The organism is Marinovum sedimenti, from assembly GCF_054052205.1.
Genome location: NZ_CM133223.1, coordinates 3,156,255 through 3,173,253 on the forward strand (window position 1 = coordinate 3,156,255; position 16,999 = coordinate 3,173,253).

The following is a 16,999-nucleotide window of genomic DNA, read 5'->3' on the forward strand; positions in this document are numbered from 1 at the left end:
CGATTATTTGGTTTAGCCTTAAACTAAATTATTTTCGGAGAATATCCCCCACGCGCCGATAGCAGTTATCGGCTAATCGTGTAAATCCAGCATATCCGCGAACCCGCCGGCTTGTCGCGGTTTGCGTGGCAATTCTTGGCTGATTTTGGCCACGTCACGCTTGCATCGCGCCGCCCGCACCGTGATCATCGGCGAACGTCATAACAAGGGGGATGTTTCATGAGTTTACCAGATGCCGCCCGCGCCGTGCGCGAAAATGCCTATGCGCCCTATTCCGGCTTCAAGGTCGGTGCCGCCCTGCAGGCCGCCGATGGCACAGTCTTTGGCGGCTGCAATGTGGAAAATGTCGCCTACCCCGAGGGCACCTGCGCCGAGGCGGGCGCAATCGCCGCCATGGTCGCCGCCGGCCAAACCCGGTTTGACGCGGCTTACGTCGTGGCCGACAGCCCCACGCCCGTCACCCCTTGCGGCGGTTGCCGTCAAAAGCTCGCGGAATTTGCCGCTGGTCCCGATGTCGCCGTCACGATGGCCACGCTCGGCGGCGCGGAAATGACGATGACCATCGCCGAATTGCTCCCCGGTGCCTTTGACGCGGCCCAGATGGACATCGCCAAACCATGAGCGACGCCCGTGCGATCATTGCGCAATTGCGCAAAGGCAAACCGCTCGGGTCCGAAGACCTTGCGTGGTTTGCCAAGGGCTTGGCCGATGGCGGCGTGACCGATGCCCAGGCCGGGGCCTTTGCGATGGGCGTCTGCCTGCGCGGCCTGAATGATGCGGGGCGCGTCGCGTTAACCCTTGCGATGCGCGACAGCGGCGCAACTCTGGCGTGGGATTTGCCCGGCCCGGTGCTCGACAAACATTCCACCGGCGGGGTGGGAGATTGCGTCTCGCTCGTGCTCGCCCCCGCGCTGGCCGCCTGCGGGGCGTTTGTGCCGATGATTTCGGGGCGCGGGCTTGGCCACACCGGCGGCACGCTCGACAAACTCGAAAGCATCCCCGGCCTGACCACCACACTCGACGAAACCCAATTTCGCGCGGTTGTGCGCAGTGCGGGCTGCGCCATCGTCTCGGCCAGCGCCGACATCGCCCCGGCCGACAAGCGCCTCTATGCGATCCGCGACGTGACGGCGACGGTCGAAAGCCTCGATCTGATCACCGCGTCGATCCTGTCGAAAAAGCTCGCGGCGGGGCTCGATGGCCTTGTTCTCGACGTCAAGCTCGGCTCCGGTGCCTTTATGAAGTCGCAAGACGACGCGCGCGCCTTGGCAGAGGCGCTTGTCAGCACCGCCAACGCGGCGGGTTGCCCGACGCAGGCGCTGATCACCGACATGTCGCAACCGCTGGCGCCGGCGCTCGGCAACGCGCTCGAAGTCGACCACGCGATGGCGGTCCTGACCGGCGCAAAAACCGACCGATTGCACGCGATCACCTGCGCTCTGGGCGGCGCTTTGCTGGCCTCTGGCGGGCTGGCCAATACCGCATCCGAGGGCGAAACGCTGATTGCAAAGTCCATCGCATCTGGTGCCGCCGCCGAACATTTTGGTCGTATGATCAAGACGATGGGCGGTCCGGTGCATTTTGCTGACAACTGGCAAAGGTTCCTGCCCGAGGCCCCGGTGATCCGCGAAGTGACCGCGTCCAAGGCGGGGATCGTCACGGCGATTGACGGCGAAGCACTGGGCCTCGCCGTGGTCAATCTCGGCGGCGGTCGGCTGGTTGAAAGCGATCTTGTCGACCCGGCGGTTGGCCTGTCCGACGTGGTCTCCTTGGGCGACAGCGTGGCCAAAGGCCAGCCCCTCGCGCGCATCCATGCTGCCCGCGAAAGCCAGGCTGACCGCGCCGCACAAACCGTCCGCGCGGCCATCGGTATTGGCCGCGACGCCCCGCAAAACACCGATCTGGTGATCGAAAGGATTGGCGCATGACCCGTGCATTTCTCGTCGTTATGGACTCGGTCGGCATCGGCGGCGCGCCTGATGCGGCCGAGTATTTCAACGGCGATCTGCCCGACACCGGAGCCAACACGCTCGCGCATATCGCCCAAGCCTGCGCCGAGGGCCGCGCCCAAGAGGGCCGCTCCGGCCCGCTGCGCCTGCCCAATCTCGACGCCCTCGGCCTTAGTGCCGCCTGCCGTCTCGCCTCGGGCGATGAAGTTCCGGGTCTAAACGCCACTCCAACCGGCCTCTGGGGCGCCGCAACCGAACAGTCACGCGGCAAAGATACCCCCTCGGGCCATTGGGAATTGGCCGGTCTGCCGGTGCCGTGGGATTGGCACACATTCCCCAAAGAAACGCCGTCCTTTCCCAAAGAAATCAGCGGTTTGACGGCCGACCTTGCAGGTGCAGATGGCATTTTAGGCAATTGCCACGCATCCGGCACCGAGATCCTCGAAGCGCTCGGCCAAGAGCATGTCCGCACCGGCAAGCCGATCTGCTACACCTCCGTCGACAGCGTGTTCCAGATCGCCGCCCACGAAGAGCATTTCGGCCTCGAAAGGCTCCTGAAACTCTGCCAAGACCTCGCGCCGCATCTGCACAAAATGCGCGTCGGCCGGGTGATCGCGCGGCCTTTTGTCGGCACCGAAGGGGCGTTCAAACGCACCAAAAACCGCCGAGATTATGCGGTGACGCCGCCGGGCCAAGTGCTCACCAATTGGGTTCACGACGCCGGTCGCCCGGTGCATGCCATCGGCAAGATCGGCGATATCTTTTCGATGCAAGGCATTGATACCGTGTCGAAAGGCACTGACGACGACTTGATGCGCGACCTCGCGCACCAAGTCGATCACGCCCCCGAAGGCGGGCTGGTCTTTGCCAATTTCGTCGAGTTCGACAGCCTCTACGGCCACCGCCGCGATGTCTCGGGCTATGCCCGCGCGCTCGAATGGTTCGACGCTGAAATCGGGCCGATCCTTGCGCGCCTGCGCCCCGATGATCTGATGATCCTGACCGCCGATCACGGCAATGACCCGACATGGCCGGGCACCGATCACACCCGCGAGCGGGTGCCGGTATTGGCCGCCGGAAATGGCGAAAAACCCATCGGTCTGGTGGATTTCACCTCTGTCGCAGCTACACTATCCGAACATCTAAACACCCCTTATCCACAGAATACACGGAGTTTCCTGTGAGTTTTCGAACATCCCCCAAAGTTGAGCTCCACCTCCACATCGAGGGGGCCGCCCCACCAAAATTCATCGCCGGGCTTGCTCGGGAAAAGTCTGTGGATATCTCGGGGATATTTGACGAACGCGGCAACTACGTCTTCCGCGACTTTGTCCATTTTCTTGAGGTCTACGAGGCCGCAACGCAGGTGCTGCAAACCCCCGAAGACTTCCGCCGCCTCACCCTTGCCGTACTTGAGGAAAGCGCCGCAAACGGCGTCGTCTACAGCGAAACTTTCCTCTCGCCGGATTTCTGCGGCGGTGGCGATCTTGGCGCGTGGCGCGAATATCTTCATGCCATTCGCGAGGCCGCAGATCAGGCCGAGCGCGACTTCGGCATCACCCTGCGCGGCATCGCAACCTGCATCCGCCACTTCGGCCCCGACCAAGCCAAGCATATCGCCAAATGCGCCGCCGAAACCGCCGATGACTGGCTTTGCGGCTTTGGCATGGGCGGGGATGAGAACAAAGGCGACCCTAAGGATTTTGCCTATGCCTTTGATATGGCACGCGAAGCCGGGCTTCGGCTCACCACCCACGCCGGTGAATGGCGCGGCCCGGATGAGGTGCGCGCCTCGGTGCGCGATCTGCATGTCGAACGCATTGGCCACGGCGTGCGCGCCATCGAAGACCTTGCGCTGGTCGAGGAACTGGCCGAAAAGGGCATCGTGCTCGAGGTCTGCCCCGGCTCCAACGTCGTGCTTGGTGTCTACCCGAAGATCGCGGCGCATCCGATTGAAAAGCTGCGGGAAAGAGGCGTAAAGGTCACGGTCTCCACCGACGATCCGCCGTTCTTCCACACCACGATGACACAGGAATACGAGGCGCTCGCGCGGGTGTTTGAATGGGATGAGGACGATTTCAAAGCCCTGAACCGCACCGCCATCGACGCCGCCTTCTGTGACCAGGCCACCCGCGACACCATCCTGAAAAAGCTGGAAACCACATGACCGATCATCTCACCGTCGTCGACCACCCCCTCGTGCAGCACAAGCTGAGCCTGATGCGCGATCAGGCCACCTCGACCTCGGAATTCCGCCGTCTTTTGCGCGAAATCAGCCAGCTTCTGGCCTATGAAATCACCCGCAATCTGCCGATGACCACCCAAAAAGTGCAGACCCCGATGGAGGTGATGGACGCCCCGGTGCTCGACGGCAAAAAACTGGCGCTGATCTCGATCTTGCGGGCGGGCAACGGGCTGTTGGACGGCGTGCTTGAGCTGATCCCCTCCGCGCGCGTCGGATTTGTTGGCCTGTACCGCGACGAAGAAACGCTCGAGCCGGTGCAATACTATTTCAAGGTGCCCGACGGCCTCGATGACCGGCTGGTGATTGCGGTCGATCCGATGCTCGCCACCGGCAATTCCTCGGCCGCGGCTATCGATCTTTTGAAACAGGCCGGCGCCACCAATATCCGCTTTTTGTGCCTGCTCGCGGCCCCCGAAGGCGTGGCCCGTATGAAAGAGGCGCATCCCGATGTGCCCATCGTCACAGCCTCGCTGGATAGGCAGTTGAACGACAAGGGATATATCATTCCGGGACTAGGTGATGCGGGCGACAGGATGTTTGGCACAAAATAGCCTGATGCGGCTTTACTAAAGAGAAACCATTTGTCATGCTTACTCAAACCTGTGGGGACTGGTTATGATTAAATTGAACATCTGCGCGGTAATGGCCGTGGCAATTGGTTTTTCTTTCAATGCACAAACGGCATTGGCGCAAATTCAGGCCGATCTTGCATCGCCCGCTGAAACGCCGCCAAGTTCGTATTCCGGGCGGCAATATGTCGACAGTCGCGGCTGTATCTACATTCGCGCCGGTATCGACGGCAATGTGAACTGGGTGCCGCGCGTCAACCGCGACCGGCAAGTGATCTGCGGGCAGGGTGGGGCACCGGCTCCGGCCCCCGCGTCAGGGGTGGCCCGCGTGGCTGCAGCCCCGGCACAACCGCCGCAAGTGATCGAGATTATCCCGGCACCTGTGGTCGCCGCCCGTCCGGCTCCGGCCCCCAAACCGATGGTGCGCCGCGCCACCACCCGCGTGACCTCCACCGCCAAGCCGCGCACCGTTCGCCGCGCCTCCGCACCCAAGGTCGTGGCCCGCGCGCCTGTCGTTTACGCCGCGCCGAAGCCTCCGATTGTGGTGCGCCGTGCTGGCCAACTGCCGCCCAATACGGTGTTGCGCGGCCCCGATGGCACCAAAATGGGCCCGGTGATTGTGGTCGGCAATGACCGCATTATCAAAAGCAGCGGCACCCAAGAGGCGCGCGTGTATGCCGGCGCCACCGGCGTGACCCATGTGACCGGCGACACCGTGATCGCCCCGAAAACCGCTTATATTCGCGGCGCGTCCGAGAAGGTCGCGGTGCCCAAGGGCTATCGCAAGGCCTTTGACGACGATCGCCTCAGCACCACCCGCGCACACCAAACCCTTGATGGGCGGCGCAAAATGCTGCTGGTCTGGACCAACACCGTGCCGCGCAAATTGATCGATAAATACACCGGCGAGGAGGTGAGCCAGCACTTCCCCGAGCTGCGCTACCCCTACACCACGATGCGCGCGCAGACCGCGTCGGGCGTGGTCAGCACCAAGGGCACAGCCCCCAAAGCCGCGCCGAAACAACTGCGCAAAACCGCGCCTGTCGCGGCCAATCAGCTGCGCAAATCCGCACCTGCCGCGGCCAGCCACCGTTATGTTCAGGTCGGCACCTTCAGCTCGCCCCAAACGGCGCAGGGCGCAATCAAACGTTTGCAAGCCGCCGGTCTTCCGGTGCAAATCAGCAAGTTCAGCCACAAAGGCACCCCGCTGCAGATGGTGCTTGTGGGCCCGTTCAAACAGCAGGATCGTCTGGCTTCGGCGCTCGAAACCGTGCGCAACCGGGTCGGCTATCGCGCGGCGTCGCTGCGCAAATAACCGGGATCAGGGCGCGCGGCCCAGTCGCGCGCCTCGCCTATTCGCCGCAGATCGTTTGCAGCCGCAGCCAGTCATTGTCTGTCAAAACCGGCACAGCGTCGCTCCCGGCCATCGAGTCTGCCTCGATCAGAGCAAGCGTGGATTCCCCCGTCACATCAACGGCATAGGCATAAGGCGCTGAATGCAGCCCCGCCGTCTGAAACGCTGTCAGCATCACATCATTGGGCAAGGTTCGCGGTTGCGCGGCCATCAATGTCTCGGCGTGGCGCTCCATCACGGCGTCGGGCAATTGCCCCGTTGTCAAAAGCCGCGCGGTGGCAAATATACCGGCCTCGCGCAGCAATGTCTCCAGCGGATCGGCCTGTTTCGCGCGCAGATCTTCCATCAGGATATAGCCCGCCGCCGCCTCCGGATCTTCGTTGTCTTCCAGAACCGCCCGGTCCAACAGGATGAATCCGCCGGGCAAATGCGCCGTATCGCGGCTGGTGTCGCGCAACACAATCAGGTCGCTGGCGCGCTTTTGCCCCAGCACCCGACGGCCAAGAATGCGCAGCGCCGGTGCGGCCCCTTCGGCCCGGCAAGGCGGGCCCGCCACGCGCGAAATCGCATCCAGCAGCGTCAGTCCAATAGCATCGCGTTTCACCTCGGGCACCACGCGCATGGTGTGCGACACCAGCGCATCGGGCAGCCAAAGCGCAGAACTTAGCGAAAACGCGGCAATCGCACAGGCCCCAAGCCCCCAGCGCAGCCGCCCCTGACGCGGACGCCGGCGCGCAATCTCACGCCGCAACCGCTCAATCGCCTCGATCATCTCAGCGGCGTCGCCGTCAAGTTCAAGCTCTTCACTGGGGTCGCCATCGGGGTGAAACCGGGCGGGAATGATGCCGGGATTGGCCCGCTCAATCGCCGCAAGCGACCAATGCGCCAAGGCCCGGTCGTTCATATCGCTCAACACCAGCGAGGCATCGCCCACCGAAACGATCACATCCCGCCGCTGCGCGTTTTCGTCGGCACGCCAGAGGCCGGGGGCCTCCAACCGCTGGAATTGTGTCAACGCTGTCATGGTCCGGGGACTGCTCCGCCTCTTTTCGCGGCACATTAGCATGAGCGGCGGGCAGAGGTCCATCGCCGGTCTTTTCCCTTGTGCCATCAGGGTTTGGGCGCGTCATCCCATTGATCATTCAGGATACGGCGGGCGTTGCCCTCGGGGTCGTCATACTGCCGCGCCCGCACAGTAAACAGGAAGGCAACAAGCCCGACAATGCCAAGAAGCAGCGCAATCGGGATCAAAAAGACAAGCACATTCATAGCGTTACCTCAGTCGCAAAGCGTTCAGGGACACGGTAATCGACGAGGTCGACATCGCCAAAGCCGCAATCAACGGCGTCGCCAACCCGGCCATCGCCAGCGGCACGGCAAGGATATTGTACAGCGTCGCGATGCGGAAATTCTCGCGGATGCGCCGGGTGGCGGCGCGCGCGGTGGCCAGCGCCTCGGGCAGCGGCGAAAGATCGCGGCCCAGCAAGACGATATCGCTCGCCACCCGCGCCGCGTCCAGCGCCGTCGCCGGCGAGATCGAGACATCCGCCGCCGCAAGCGCCGCCGTGTCGTTCAGCCCGTCGCCGACCATCAAAACCCGCGCGCCCGCCGCCTTGAGCGCCGCGATCTGCGCCGCCTTCTCCTCGGGCCGGGCCTCGGCCAGCCACTCGCCAATACCCAGCCGCGCCGCCATCGCCGCGACCGCCGCGCTGCTATCGCCCGACATCAAAATCACCCGCATCCCCGCACCGTGCAGCGCCGTCACCGCCGCTTCGGCCCCCGGCCGCAGCGCGTCGGTAAAGCCAAAGCGGTGCACCGCGCCCCCCGGCATCGCCAGCCAAGCCGAGGTTTCGGGCACCACCGCATCGCCCCCGGCCCAGCCCGCCCGGCCCAGCCGCACCCGCTGTCCGTTTAGCCGCCCCTCAGTGCCAAATCCCGGCACTTCGCGGATGTCCTGAACCATCGCCGGGGCCAGCCCGCGCGCCCGCGCCGCCCGCGCCAGGGCTTGGCTCAACGGATGCGCCGACCCCTCGGCCAGCGCCAGCGCCACCCGCATCGCCGCCTCAGAATGCCGCGCCGGATCGGTCACGTCTGGTAGCCCCTCCGTCAGCGTTCCGGTCTTGTCAAACACCACCGTATCCACCGCCGCCAACCGCTCCAAAGCGGTTTCGTGTTTGATCAGCAACCCGCGTTTGAACAGCCGCCCCGAGGCCGCCGTCGTCACCGCCGGCACCGCCAGTCCAAGCGCGCAAGGGCAGGTGATGATCAACACCGCCGCCGCAATATTCAGCGCAATCCGCAGGTCGCCGGTGGCCCCATACCAGCCCAAAAACGCCAAAGCCGACAGGATATGCACCCCCGGCGCATACAGCCGCGCCGCGCTGTCGGCCAATGAGGTATACTGCGCCCGCCCGGATTCCGCGATCGCCACCAAATCGGCCAATTGATGCAGCGAGCTGTCTTTGCCAATGGCGGTGGCGCGAATATGCAGCGGCCCGGTCAGGTTAATCTCGCCCGCGCTGACCACGCCTCCCGGCGCGGCAAACACCGGCAGCGTCTCGCCCGTCAAAAGCGAGCGGTCAATCTCGGACCGACCCTGCACAATCGCGCCGTCCACCGGCATCCGCCCGCCGGGCCGCACCAGAATAACATCGCCCACCGCCAAGTCGGCCAGCGCCACAACCTCCTCAACCCCTTGCAAAATCCGCGTCGCGCGCGGCACCTCAAGCGCCGCCAATTCCTCAGCCGCCGAGCGGGCAATCGCCCGCGTGCGGTGATCCAAGTACCGCCCCGCCAACAGGAAAAACGTCAGCGCAATCGCCGCGTCGAAATAGGCGTGCTGCCCCGACAGCCAAACCTCCCACAGCGAGGTCGCCAAAGCCAAGGCAATCGCCAGCGAAATCGGCACATCCATATTAAGCCGACCCACCCGCAACGCACTCCAGGCATTCACAAAAAACGGCTGGGCCGAGAATGCGACGGTCGGCAGCGCGATCATCGCGGAAATCCAGTGGAACATGTCGCGCGTCGCGCCCTCGGCCCCCGACCAGACCGCCACCGACAGCAGCATGATGTTCATCATCGCAAACCCCGCGACAGCCAAACGCATCAGCAAATCGCGCCCCGCCGTGTCGGTCGCCGTCGCCCGCAACATCCCGGCGTCAAGCTCGTGCGCCTCAAACCCCGCGCCCGCCAGCACCGCGATCACCTGCGCCGCCGAGACCTCGGGTGCCGCCGCCAATGTCACCCGTTTCAACGTCAGGTTCACCCGCGCTTCGCGCACGCCGTCGACCGCGTTTAACGCCCGTTCCACCGTGGCGATGCAGGCGGCGCAATGGATCCCCGGCAAGGACAGCGCGAGGGTGGCATCCGGCACCACCTGCGCCAATCCTTGCGCCGCCGGCACCGCCGCACAGGCCGGGCATCCCGACACGCCGGGGCGCAAAACGCTACTCGACATGCAAAGGCACCCGTTGTTCAAACGGCGTTCCGTCCAGCGCCTGCGCCGTCATCCGCAGGTTCCAATTGCCCGCACCCACATCGACATACGCCACGTAAGCCGCTCCGTTGAAACGAAATTCCGGCGTCACGTCATCCTTCACATGCGTCGCACGCCCGAGCACCGCCTGCAGGTCCACCACCTGCACCGGCGCCCCCGCTGCATCGGTGATCGACAAGATCACCGCGCCCTCCCGCGCCTCGGCCGTGACCACCCAGCCCAGCGCCACCTGCGCATCGCGGCGCGTGTCAAAGCTCTGGCTCGCGACATAAGAGTTGCGCGTTTCCAGCCCCGGAAAGGTCTTCACCGCGTTGAACGCCAGCGCCAGATTGACGCCGATGATCACCGCAAACGCCCCGACAAAAATCGCCAAAACGTGCCAGCCGGTCAGCCGCTTTTCCACCGTGATCATCTCAGTTCTCCTTGCCGTTAAACACCGTGTCTTCAAAACTGCGCTCGCCGTTAAGCGTGTCTTCCACCCACAGCCGAAATTCACTGCGCGCCGCGCGCGCCGGCGCCGACCCCGCAGGCGCAATCACATAAACCTTCTGAAATTGGCTGGCGTCGGCGGCGGCCACCACCGTATCGCCACTGACCCCCTCAAGCGCGACCCGCAGCGCCGGATCACCATTCAGCGACAGCCGAAACGGCCGCGCCTCGCCATGTTTGTTGCGCAGCCGCACCTCATACGTGTTGCGGATCGCCCCGTCCGACAGCGTCACAAACGTCGGATTGCGCACCGGCGCGACGGTCATATCAATCTCGGGCCGGACGAAAAGCGCAAACACCAGCATCATCCCGACCGCCGCCCAAAGCGCGGTATACATCACCGTGCGCGGCCGCAGAACATGGCGCCAAATCGGCTTTGGTGGCTGCCCGGCACGCTCTGCCGCCTCATCGGTCAGCGCCATATAATCGATCAATCCCCGTGGCTTACCCACCTTGCCCATGATGTCATCACAGGCATCGATGCACAGCGCGCAGGTGATACATTCCAGCTGTTGCCCATCGCGAATGTCGATCCCCACCGGGCAAACATTGACGCAGGCCATGCAGTCGATGCAATCCCCCTGCGCCTTGCCAGCCTTGACCTCTGCGCTGGCCTTACGCGGCTCGCCCCGCCACGGACGATAGCCCACGGTCAGCGTATCTTCGTCCACCATCGCCGCCTGAATCCGCGGCCAGGGGCAGGCGTAAATGCAGATCTGCTCGCGCGCGAACCCGCCAAAAAAGAACGTCGTCAGCGTCAAAATCGCCATCGTGGTATAGGCCACCGGATGCGCCGCCCCGGTCACCAGATCGCGCAAAAGCGTCGGCGCATCGGCGAAATAAAACACCCATGCGCCCCCCGTCGCCAGCCCGATCAACAGCCAAATCACCCATTTTGTCAGCCGTAACCGCACCTTACGCAGATCGAGCTTTTTCTGCCGATGCAGCCGCAGCCGCGCATTGCGGTCGCCCTCGATCCAACGTTCCACAAGGATATACAGGTCGGTCCACACCGTTTGCGGACAGGCATAACCACACCACACCCGGCCCAACGCCGAGGTGAACAGAAACAGCCCAAGCCCCGCCATGATCAGCAATCCGGCGACGAAATAGAACTCATGCGGCCAAATCTCGATCCAGAAAAAGTAGAACCGCCGCCCCGCCAGATCGATCAAAACCGCTTGGTCCGGCAGGCTCGGCCCCCGGTCCCAACGGATCCACGGCACCAGATAATAGATGCCCAGCGTGACGATCATGATCGCCCATTTCAGGTTGCGAAATTTGCCCGACACCCGCTTGGGAAAGATCGGTTCGCGCGATTTATACAGGCTTTGCTCTTGGGTCTCGCTCAACGGAACACACTCCGGCAGGGTCATCATCCTGGCCCTTTTCGCCCGTCCGGCCCCGCGCGGCCTTGACCTAAGTCAAATTGCGCATCCTCAAGTCAGGTTTTTATGCCGCCCTCACTCTGTCGCGTGCCGCCGCAGCCAGCGCACAAAGAGCCGCACCGGCGGGCGCTGCACACCGGGCCGCGTCACCACAAAATACCCTTTGTCGCGTATATCTTCGTAGAGCAGCCGCAAGCGCCCCGTCGCAATGTCATCCTCAACAAACGCCCGCGCGGTGATCGCAATGCCTTGCCCCTGCCGCGCCGCCTCGATCATCAGGTTGCCGGGCAGCGACGAAATCCCCATCGCGCGATTGCGGTCGACGCCGAGCCGGGCAAACCACTCGGTCGCCTCATTGGTCCCCAGCTCCTGAAGCCAGTGAAACTCGCGCAGCGCGCTCAGATCATCAAACGGTCCGGTGCCCACAAGCGAGGTCGCGGCCACCAGCGCAATCGGCGAACGCACCAGCAATTCCGCCTCCAGCCCCGGCCAATCGCCCGCGCCATAGCGCAGCGCCACGTCGATGCCGCCGGGTTCCAGCGATTTCACTTCGGCGGTCGGGTCGATCATCAGACTGATGCTGGGGTTGGCCGCCCGAAAATCCGCCAGCCGCGGCATCAACCAAGACGAGGCAAAACTCGGCGTCGCCGAGACCATAAGCGGCCGATCCGCATCGCGCCCGGTCAGCTCATCGGTGATCCGCACCACGCCGCCAAACCCGTCGAGCACCGCATCCGCCAGCCGCTGGCCATCACCGGTCAGCACCATGCTGCGCCCCGAACGATCCAGCAGCGACAGGCCCAAATGCGTCTCAAGATTGCGGATTTGCTGGCTGATCGCCGCATGACTGACGTTCAGCGCATCGCCCGCCGCCTGCACCGATCCCTTGTCGGAAAACGCGGCAAAGGCCCGCAAGGCGGCCAAAGGGGGCAGGGCGGTCCAATCCATATGTGTAATCCTACCTTACATTTCCGAAATATTCCAGACTCGCCTGACCCCCGTCAATAGCGCATATTCACTGCATACCCACCCAATGAACAGGAGGACGACATGTTCGGAATTTTTGCAGATGTCTTCAAGCGCGCCACCTATCAGGATGACGTTGAGCTTTACCAATCCATGCGCGGCGATTTCCGTCCGCCGGTCCACTGGTCGTACGAAACCCGCAAACGCCTTGGCCCAAAGGACACCCCCACATCCGAGGGCTAACCCCGCAAACCCCGCGCTGGAGGCTCCCCCGGCGCGGGGCAATATATACATTCATATAGCATAATTACTTGATTTGAATCGGTCCCAAGTCCAGACTGCAAGCCCGCGCGCCACGCAAAGAGCGCGCCAATTTGAAAAGTCACTTCGGGAGGATCTCATGAAATTCTTTATCGGGCTGTTGAGCGCCATGCTCTTTGCCGTGCTGGCTGTCACTGCCTCGGCAGAAGAGACCGAGCGCTACGGCAAGCAAAAAGTGGTGTACCACATCAACTATAACGGCGGCGAAGACTCCAAAGCCTACAAAGGTGCGATGCGCAACATCCAGAACCATATCAACGCCGTCGGGGCCGAGAATATGGACATCAAAGTGGTGATGCATGGCAATGGTCTCGGGCTGTTGATGGCCGCCAAGGATGACACCACGATGCAAACGGTTGTCGGCTCTCTCAAAACCCAGAATGTCGGCTTTCAAGTCTGCAACAACACCTTGGAAGGCCGCAAAATCAGCTATTCAGACGATCTCTATGACGTCTGGGAAGAAGACATTGTGCCCTCCGGCGTGGCCGAACTCTCGCGCCTGCAACAGATGGGATACACCTACATCAAGCCCTGATCCGGGGCGAACTTCCAAAGCATCGGGCCGCCCGCAGAGGCGGCCCTTTTCACATCGCGCAGGCTATTCGCCCCCGCCCAGCCCGTGAACAAAGGCCGAGACAGCACGGATTTCGGCCTCGGAAAGCCGCCCCTGCCATGCCGGCATCACACCGAAACGCGCGTTGGTGACAGTGTCGGTCAACTGCTCATAATCGCCCCCATACAGCCAAATTGCATCGCTCAGATCCGGCGCGCCCTGCGTCCGATCACCGGTGCCATCCTCGGCGTGACAGGCCGAACAGTCATTGGCAAACACCTCCGCGCCCGCCGCCACTTGGCCCGCGTCCTGCGCATCCCCCGACAGTGACATCACAAAGTTAACAACCTGTGAAATCTGCGCCTTTTCCAGCAGCTCATCCCGTCCAAACGCCGGCATCGCCGAATAGCGCGCATCCGGGTTTTCCTCATTTCGAATGCCATAAGACACGGTCTCATGGATCGCCGCGATATCGCCGCCCCAAAGCCAATCATCGTCGAGCAAATTCGGATAGCCCCCGGCCTGTGCGCCCGCTGCCCCCGAGCCATGGCACTGCGCGCACCACGTCCGAAACACCGCGCCACCGGCGTTGGTGGCATAGCTCAACAGCTCCGGATCGGCGGCAATCGCCTGCAAATCTGCCGCCTCCAACCGCGCATTGATCGCGGCATTGGCGGCATCGACATCCGCAATATCCTGCGCCACTTCGGCGCGGGTGGAAAAGCCCAAAACCCCCGCCGTTGCGCGCGAAATCCCCGGCCAGGCCGGATAGGCAATCGAATAGCCGATGCCCCAAATGATGGTCACGTAAAACGTCCAAAGCCACCAACGCGGCATCGGATTGTTGAACTCCTCGATCCCGTCCCAACTGTGGCCGGTGGTCTCGGGATCGCCCTTCTGTTTCGGCGGTGTCTTGGTCATTTCCGCACCTCTTTCCGGCCCGGCACCGCAGGTTTGTCATCATGGCGCAGCGGGATCGCGGCACAGTCGTCATAGGTGGCGCGGCTGCCGGGCCGAAACACCCAAGCCACCATGCTCACAAAGAAAATGAACAGCACCAAAAGCCCCCAGCTGTCGGCCAGTTCGCGCAAAAAGGAATAGTTTTCCATAGGTTAGCTCCTTACCGGCTTGCATCCGGGGTAAAGGTCGAAAAATCGACCAACGTGCCCAACATCTGAAGATAAGCGATCAGCGCATCGGCCTCCGACACCCCCGGCGCGCCATCGAAATTGCGCACAGTCACCCCCTCGCCATAGCGCTCCAACAGCCCGTCATAGTCGCTGTCGGGATCGGCCTGCGCCCGAAAATCCGCCGCCGCCAGCGCGATCATTTCGTCGCTATACGGCACGCCCACCATCCGGTGCGTCGACAGCAGATCGTCGCTGTAGCGCCCATCCACCAAGGTCCGTTCAAGCTGGTCATACTTCGGCATCACCGACTCCGGCACCACCGATTGCGGGTCGCGAAAGTGATCCACATGCCAGTCGTCGGAATACCGTCCGCCCACCCGTGCAAGGTCTGGCCCGGTGCGCTTCGAGCCCCACTGATGCGGATGGTCGTACATCGATTCCGCCGCGAGCGAGTAATGCCCATAGCGCTCGACCTCATCGCGCATTGGCCGGATCATCTGGCTGTGACAGGTGTAACAGCCCTCGCGCACGTAAATATCGCGCCCCGCCAGCTCCAGCGGCGTATAGGGCCGCATCCCCTCCACCTTTTCGATGGTGTTATCGAGGTAAAACAGCGGCACAATCTGCACCAGCCCCCCGATGCTCACCACCAGAAAGCTAAAGATCAAAAGCAACGTCGCATTGGTCTCAAGGATTTTATGTTTGTCGAGAATTGCCATCTCCGGTCCTCCTTATTCGGCCGGTGTGGCATGAGCGGAGGCGTCAACCGGCGTGATCGCCGGGCTGCGCGTCGCAGTCATCCACAGGTTGTAACACATGATGATCGCACCCGAGAGGAACAGGACCCCGCCCAAACCGCGCACCACATACATCGGCAGCTTCGCTTCCACCGTGTCAGCAAAGGAATTGACGAGGAAACCGTTGGCATCCACCTCGCGCCACATCAGCCCTTCCATGATGCCCGTCACCCACATCGAGGCCGCGTAAAGCACGATACCGATGGTCGCGAGCCAGAAGTGCCAGTTCACCAAAGACAGCGAATACAGCCGCTCACGGTTCCACAATTTCGGCACCAGAAAGTAGAGCGCCCCAAAGGTGATCATCCCGTTCCAGCCCAACGCACCGGAATGCACGTGGCCAATTGTCCAGTCGGTATAGTGACTTAGCGCATTCACCGCGCGGATCGACATCATCGGCCCTTCAAAGGTCGACATGCCATAGAACCCGACGGCAATCACCATCATCCGGATCACCGGATCGGTCCGCAGCTTGTCCCAGGCGCCCGAAAGCGTCATCAGCCCGTTGATCATCCCGCCCCAGGACGGCATCCAAAGAATGATCGAAAACACCATGCCAAGGGTCGAGGCCCAGTCGGGCAGGGCGGTGTAATGCAGATGGTGCGGACCGGCCCAGATATAGAGAAAAATGATCGCCCAGAAGTGAATAATAGACAACTTATAGCTGAACACGGGACGCTCGGCTTGTTTCGGAATGAAATAGTACATCATCCCGAGGAAGCCCGCGGTGAGAAAAAACCCAACAGCGTTGTGGCCGTACCACCACTGCACCATCGCGTCTTGCACGCCCGAAAACACCTGCACCGATTTCGACCCCCAGATCGACACCGGGATCGACAGATTGTTCACCACATGCAGCATCGCCACGGTGACGATAAACGCCAGATAAAACCAGTTCGCCACATAGATATGCGGCTCGCGGCGCTTGACGATTGTGCCAAGGAAAACAGCAAGATAGACCAGCCAAACCACGGTTAGCCACAGGTCAATATACCACTCCGGCTCGGCGTATTCCTTCGATTGGGTCGACCCCAGCAAATAGCCCGTCGCCGCCAAAACGATGAAAAGCTGATAGCCCCAGAACACAAACCACGCCGCGTTCCCGCCCCAAAGCCGCGCGGCGCAGGTGCGTTGCACCACATAAAACGACGTGGCGATCAAGGCATTGCCGCCAAAGGCAAAAATCACCGCCGAGGTGTGCAGCGGACGCAACCGGCCAAAGTTGGCATAGCCCTCGGACCAGTCGAAATTCAGCTCAGGAAAGGCCAGCTGAAAGGCGATGAAGGTGCCGACGAGAAAGCCAACCACGCCCCAAACCGCCGTCGCGACCACGCCATAACGGATCACGCCGTCCATGTAAGAGGTCTCGGCAATGGCCACCGGCACCGGTTCATCGGTCTGGCGCAGCACCCAGATAAACAGCCCGCCCGCGATCAGCATGATCAAAACGGCATGCACCTGATAGGCCAGATCGCGCGCGAAATTGGCGGCCAGCGCGGAAAAGAGCACCAGCAAGCCAAGCGCGATCAGCTTGATATAGTTCAACATTTTTTCGTCCCTTCGTCTTGTCCTGCACGATTCGTTGATCGCGCGGGCGGATACGGAATGGGGACGTTCTGCGCCTGCACAGCAAAAGACGCATTGATCTGGGTCAATTTAGCGCGCGCAGATTTTTACCCGCCAATTTGACGTGGCTCAAAGTGCGGGTGTACCTTTGCAGCTAGGCTTTTGGCAGACAT

The 16,999-nt window shown here is 62.4% G+C and carries 18 protein-coding genes; 8 read left to right on the forward strand and 10 right to left on the reverse strand.

Translation table 11 applies throughout. From position 1 onward, the window contains the following. Positions 1-219 precede the first annotated feature (219 nt). The 6 genes from ACW9UO_RS15105 to ACW9UO_RS15130 all read left to right on the forward strand — a co-directional run bounded on the left by ACW9UO_RS15105 (position 220) and on the right by ACW9UO_RS15130 (position 6,078). Positions 220-621, forward strand: a complete 402-nt coding sequence (locus ACW9UO_RS15105; RefSeq protein ID WP_457086596.1) for a cytidine deaminase — start codon at positions 220-222, stop codon at positions 619-621. Then, positions 618-1,928 (forward strand): thymidine phosphorylase, encoded by a 1,311-nt coding sequence (locus ACW9UO_RS15110; RefSeq protein WP_457086597.1) that lies wholly within the window; start codon positions 618-620, stop codon positions 1,926-1,928. The genes ACW9UO_RS15105 and ACW9UO_RS15110 overlap by 4 nt, the downstream gene beginning before the upstream one ends. After that, positions 1,925-3,133: a phosphopentomutase gene (locus ACW9UO_RS15115; protein ID WP_457086598.1), complete on the forward strand. Its 1,209-nt coding sequence runs from the start codon at positions 1,925-1,927 to the stop codon at positions 3,131-3,133. The genes ACW9UO_RS15110 and ACW9UO_RS15115 overlap by 4 nt, the downstream gene beginning before the upstream one ends. Further along, positions 3,130-4,116, forward strand: coding sequence for an adenosine deaminase (locus ACW9UO_RS15120; RefSeq protein WP_457086599.1), 987 nt, complete (start codon positions 3,130-3,132; stop codon positions 4,114-4,116). Before ACW9UO_RS15115 ends, ACW9UO_RS15120 begins: the two co-directional genes overlap by 4 nt. Next, on the forward strand, positions 4,113-4,745 hold the full coding sequence (upp, locus tag ACW9UO_RS15125) for a uracil phosphoribosyltransferase (protein WP_457086600.1): 633 nt from the start codon (positions 4,113-4,115) through the stop codon (positions 4,743-4,745). Before ACW9UO_RS15120 ends, upp begins: the two co-directional genes overlap by 4 nt. Positions 4,746-4,836: 91 nt before the next feature. Then, positions 4,837-6,078, forward strand: a complete 1,242-nt coding sequence (locus tag ACW9UO_RS15130) for an SPOR domain-containing protein (protein ID WP_457086601.1) — start codon at positions 4,837-4,839, stop codon at positions 6,076-6,078. Between the two features lie 37 nt (positions 6,079-6,115). Here the strand turns inward: ACW9UO_RS15130 and ACW9UO_RS15135 are convergent, their stop codons facing one another. From ACW9UO_RS15135 to ACW9UO_RS15160, 6 genes are all read right to left on the reverse strand, one after another. After that, entirely contained in the window at positions 6,116-7,141 is a 1,026-nt protein-coding gene (locus ACW9UO_RS15135; RefSeq protein WP_457086602.1) for a hypothetical protein, read from the reverse strand. Between the two features lie 86 nt (positions 7,142-7,227). Then, a complete protein-coding gene (ccoS, locus tag ACW9UO_RS15140; RefSeq protein WP_457086603.1) occupies positions 7,228-7,386 on the reverse strand; it encodes a cbb3-type cytochrome oxidase assembly protein CcoS in 159 nt (52 codons plus the stop codon). A gap of 4 nt (positions 7,387-7,390) precedes the next feature. Then, complete coding sequence (locus ACW9UO_RS15145) at positions 7,391-9,577, reverse strand: heavy metal translocating P-type ATPase (RefSeq protein ID WP_457086604.1); 2,187 nt, start codon at positions 9,575-9,577, stop codon at positions 7,391-7,393. Beyond that, on the reverse strand, positions 9,567-10,028 hold the full coding sequence (locus tag ACW9UO_RS15150) for a FixH family protein (protein ID WP_457086605.1): 462 nt from the start codon (positions 10,026-10,028) through the stop codon (positions 9,567-9,569). The genes ACW9UO_RS15145 and ACW9UO_RS15150 overlap by 11 nt, the downstream gene beginning before the upstream one ends. A gap of 1 nt (position 10,029) precedes the next feature. After that, positions 10,030-11,457, reverse strand: coding sequence for a cytochrome c oxidase accessory protein CcoG (ccoG, locus tag ACW9UO_RS15155; RefSeq protein ID WP_457086606.1), 1,428 nt, complete (start codon positions 11,455-11,457; stop codon positions 10,030-10,032). A gap of 111 nt (positions 11,458-11,568) precedes the next feature. Further along, positions 11,569-12,441 carry a LysR family transcriptional regulator gene (locus ACW9UO_RS15160; RefSeq protein ID WP_457086607.1) on the reverse strand — a complete coding sequence of 291 codons (873 nt, stop codon included), beginning with the start codon at positions 12,439-12,441 and terminating at the stop codon, positions 11,569-11,571. A gap of 102 nt (positions 12,442-12,543) precedes the next feature. Between ACW9UO_RS15160 and ACW9UO_RS15165 the strand changes: the two genes are divergently transcribed. Both ACW9UO_RS15165 and ACW9UO_RS15170 read left to right on the forward strand, forming a co-directional pair. Further along, positions 12,544-12,702 carry a hypothetical protein gene (locus ACW9UO_RS15165; protein WP_457086608.1) on the forward strand — a complete coding sequence of 53 codons (159 nt, stop codon included), beginning with the start codon at positions 12,544-12,546 and terminating at the stop codon, positions 12,700-12,702. A gap of 157 nt (positions 12,703-12,859) precedes the next feature. Beyond that, the gene (locus tag ACW9UO_RS15170) at positions 12,860-13,315 is read left to right on the forward strand and encodes a DsrE family protein (protein ID WP_457086609.1); all 456 of its coding nucleotides are present in this window, start codon (positions 12,860-12,862) and stop codon (positions 13,313-13,315) included. A 63-nt stretch (positions 13,316-13,378) separates the two neighbouring features. On the opposite strand, the gene ccoP is transcribed toward ACW9UO_RS15170, so the two are convergent. From ccoP to ccoN, 4 genes are read right to left on the reverse strand one after another with little or no spacing between them, the layout of a single operon-like run. Further along, positions 13,379-14,254 carry a cytochrome-c oxidase, cbb3-type subunit III gene (ccoP, locus tag ACW9UO_RS15175; RefSeq protein ID WP_457086610.1) on the reverse strand — a complete coding sequence of 292 codons (876 nt, stop codon included), beginning with the start codon at positions 14,252-14,254 and terminating at the stop codon, positions 13,379-13,381. Beyond that, positions 14,251-14,442, reverse strand: a complete 192-nt coding sequence (locus tag ACW9UO_RS15180; RefSeq protein ID WP_457086611.1) for a cbb3-type cytochrome oxidase subunit 3 — start codon at positions 14,440-14,442, stop codon at positions 14,251-14,253. The genes ccoP and ACW9UO_RS15180 overlap by 4 nt, the downstream gene beginning before the upstream one ends. An 11-nt stretch (positions 14,443-14,453) precedes the next feature. Next, positions 14,454-15,182 (reverse strand): cytochrome-c oxidase, cbb3-type subunit II, encoded by a 729-nt coding sequence (ccoO, locus tag ACW9UO_RS15185; protein WP_457086612.1) that lies wholly within the window; start codon positions 15,180-15,182, stop codon positions 14,454-14,456. 12 nt (positions 15,183-15,194) lie between these two features. Further along, positions 15,195-16,808, reverse strand: coding sequence for a cytochrome-c oxidase, cbb3-type subunit I (gene ccoN / locus ACW9UO_RS15190; protein ID WP_457086613.1), 1,614 nt, complete (start codon positions 16,806-16,808; stop codon positions 15,195-15,197). Positions 16,809-16,999 lie beyond the last annotated feature (191 nt).

Bases quoted from the DNA above. Each gene is read 5' to 3' on its own strand.
- ACW9UO_RS15105 (WP_457086596.1), top strand. From the start codon at position 220: ATGAGTTTACCAGATGCCGCCCGCGCCGTGCGCGAAAATGCCTATGCG.
- ACW9UO_RS15110 (WP_457086597.1), top strand. From the start codon at position 618: ATGAGCGACGCCCGTGCGATCATTGCGCAATTGCGCAAAGGCAAACCG.
- ACW9UO_RS15115 (WP_457086598.1), top strand. From the start codon at position 1,925: ATGACCCGTGCATTTCTCGTCGTTATGGACTCGGTCGGCATCGGCGGC.
- upp (WP_457086600.1), top strand. From the start codon at position 4,113: ATGACCGATCATCTCACCGTCGTCGACCACCCCCTCGTGCAGCACAAG.
- ACW9UO_RS15130 (WP_457086601.1), top strand. From the start codon at position 4,837: ATGGCCGTGGCAATTGGTTTTTCTTTCAATGCACAAACGGCATTGGCG.
- ACW9UO_RS15135 (WP_457086602.1), bottom strand. From the start codon at position 7,141: ATGACAGCGTTGACACAATTCCAGCGGTTGGAGGCCCCCGGCCTCTGG.
- ccoS (WP_457086603.1), bottom strand. From the start codon at position 7,386: ATGAATGTGCTTGTCTTTTTGATCCCGATTGCGCTGCTTCTTGGCATT.
- ACW9UO_RS15145 (WP_457086604.1), bottom strand. From the start codon at position 9,577: ATGTCGAGTAGCGTTTTGCGCCCCGGCGTGTCGGGATGCCCGGCCTGT.
- ACW9UO_RS15150 (WP_457086605.1), bottom strand. From the start codon at position 10,028: ATGATCACGGTGGAAAAGCGGCTGACCGGCTGGCACGTTTTGGCGATT.
- ACW9UO_RS15160 (WP_457086607.1), bottom strand. From the start codon at position 12,441: ATGGATTGGACCGCCCTGCCCCCTTTGGCCGCCTTGCGGGCCTTTGCC.
- ACW9UO_RS15165 (WP_457086608.1), top strand. From the start codon at position 12,544: ATGTTCGGAATTTTTGCAGATGTCTTCAAGCGCGCCACCTATCAGGAT.
- ACW9UO_RS15170 (WP_457086609.1), top strand. From the start codon at position 12,860: ATGAAATTCTTTATCGGGCTGTTGAGCGCCATGCTCTTTGCCGTGCTG.
- ccoP (WP_457086610.1), bottom strand. From the start codon at position 14,254: ATGACCAAGACACCGCCGAAACAGAAGGGCGATCCCGAGACCACCGGC.
- ACW9UO_RS15180 (WP_457086611.1), bottom strand. From the start codon at position 14,442: ATGGAAAACTATTCCTTTTTGCGCGAACTGGCCGACAGCTGGGGGCTT.
- ccoO (WP_457086612.1), bottom strand. From the start codon at position 15,182: ATGGCAATTCTCGACAAACATAAAATCCTTGAGACCAATGCGACGTTG.
- ccoN (WP_457086613.1), bottom strand. From the start codon at position 16,808: ATGTTGAACTATATCAAGCTGATCGCGCTTGGCTTGCTGGTGCTCTTT.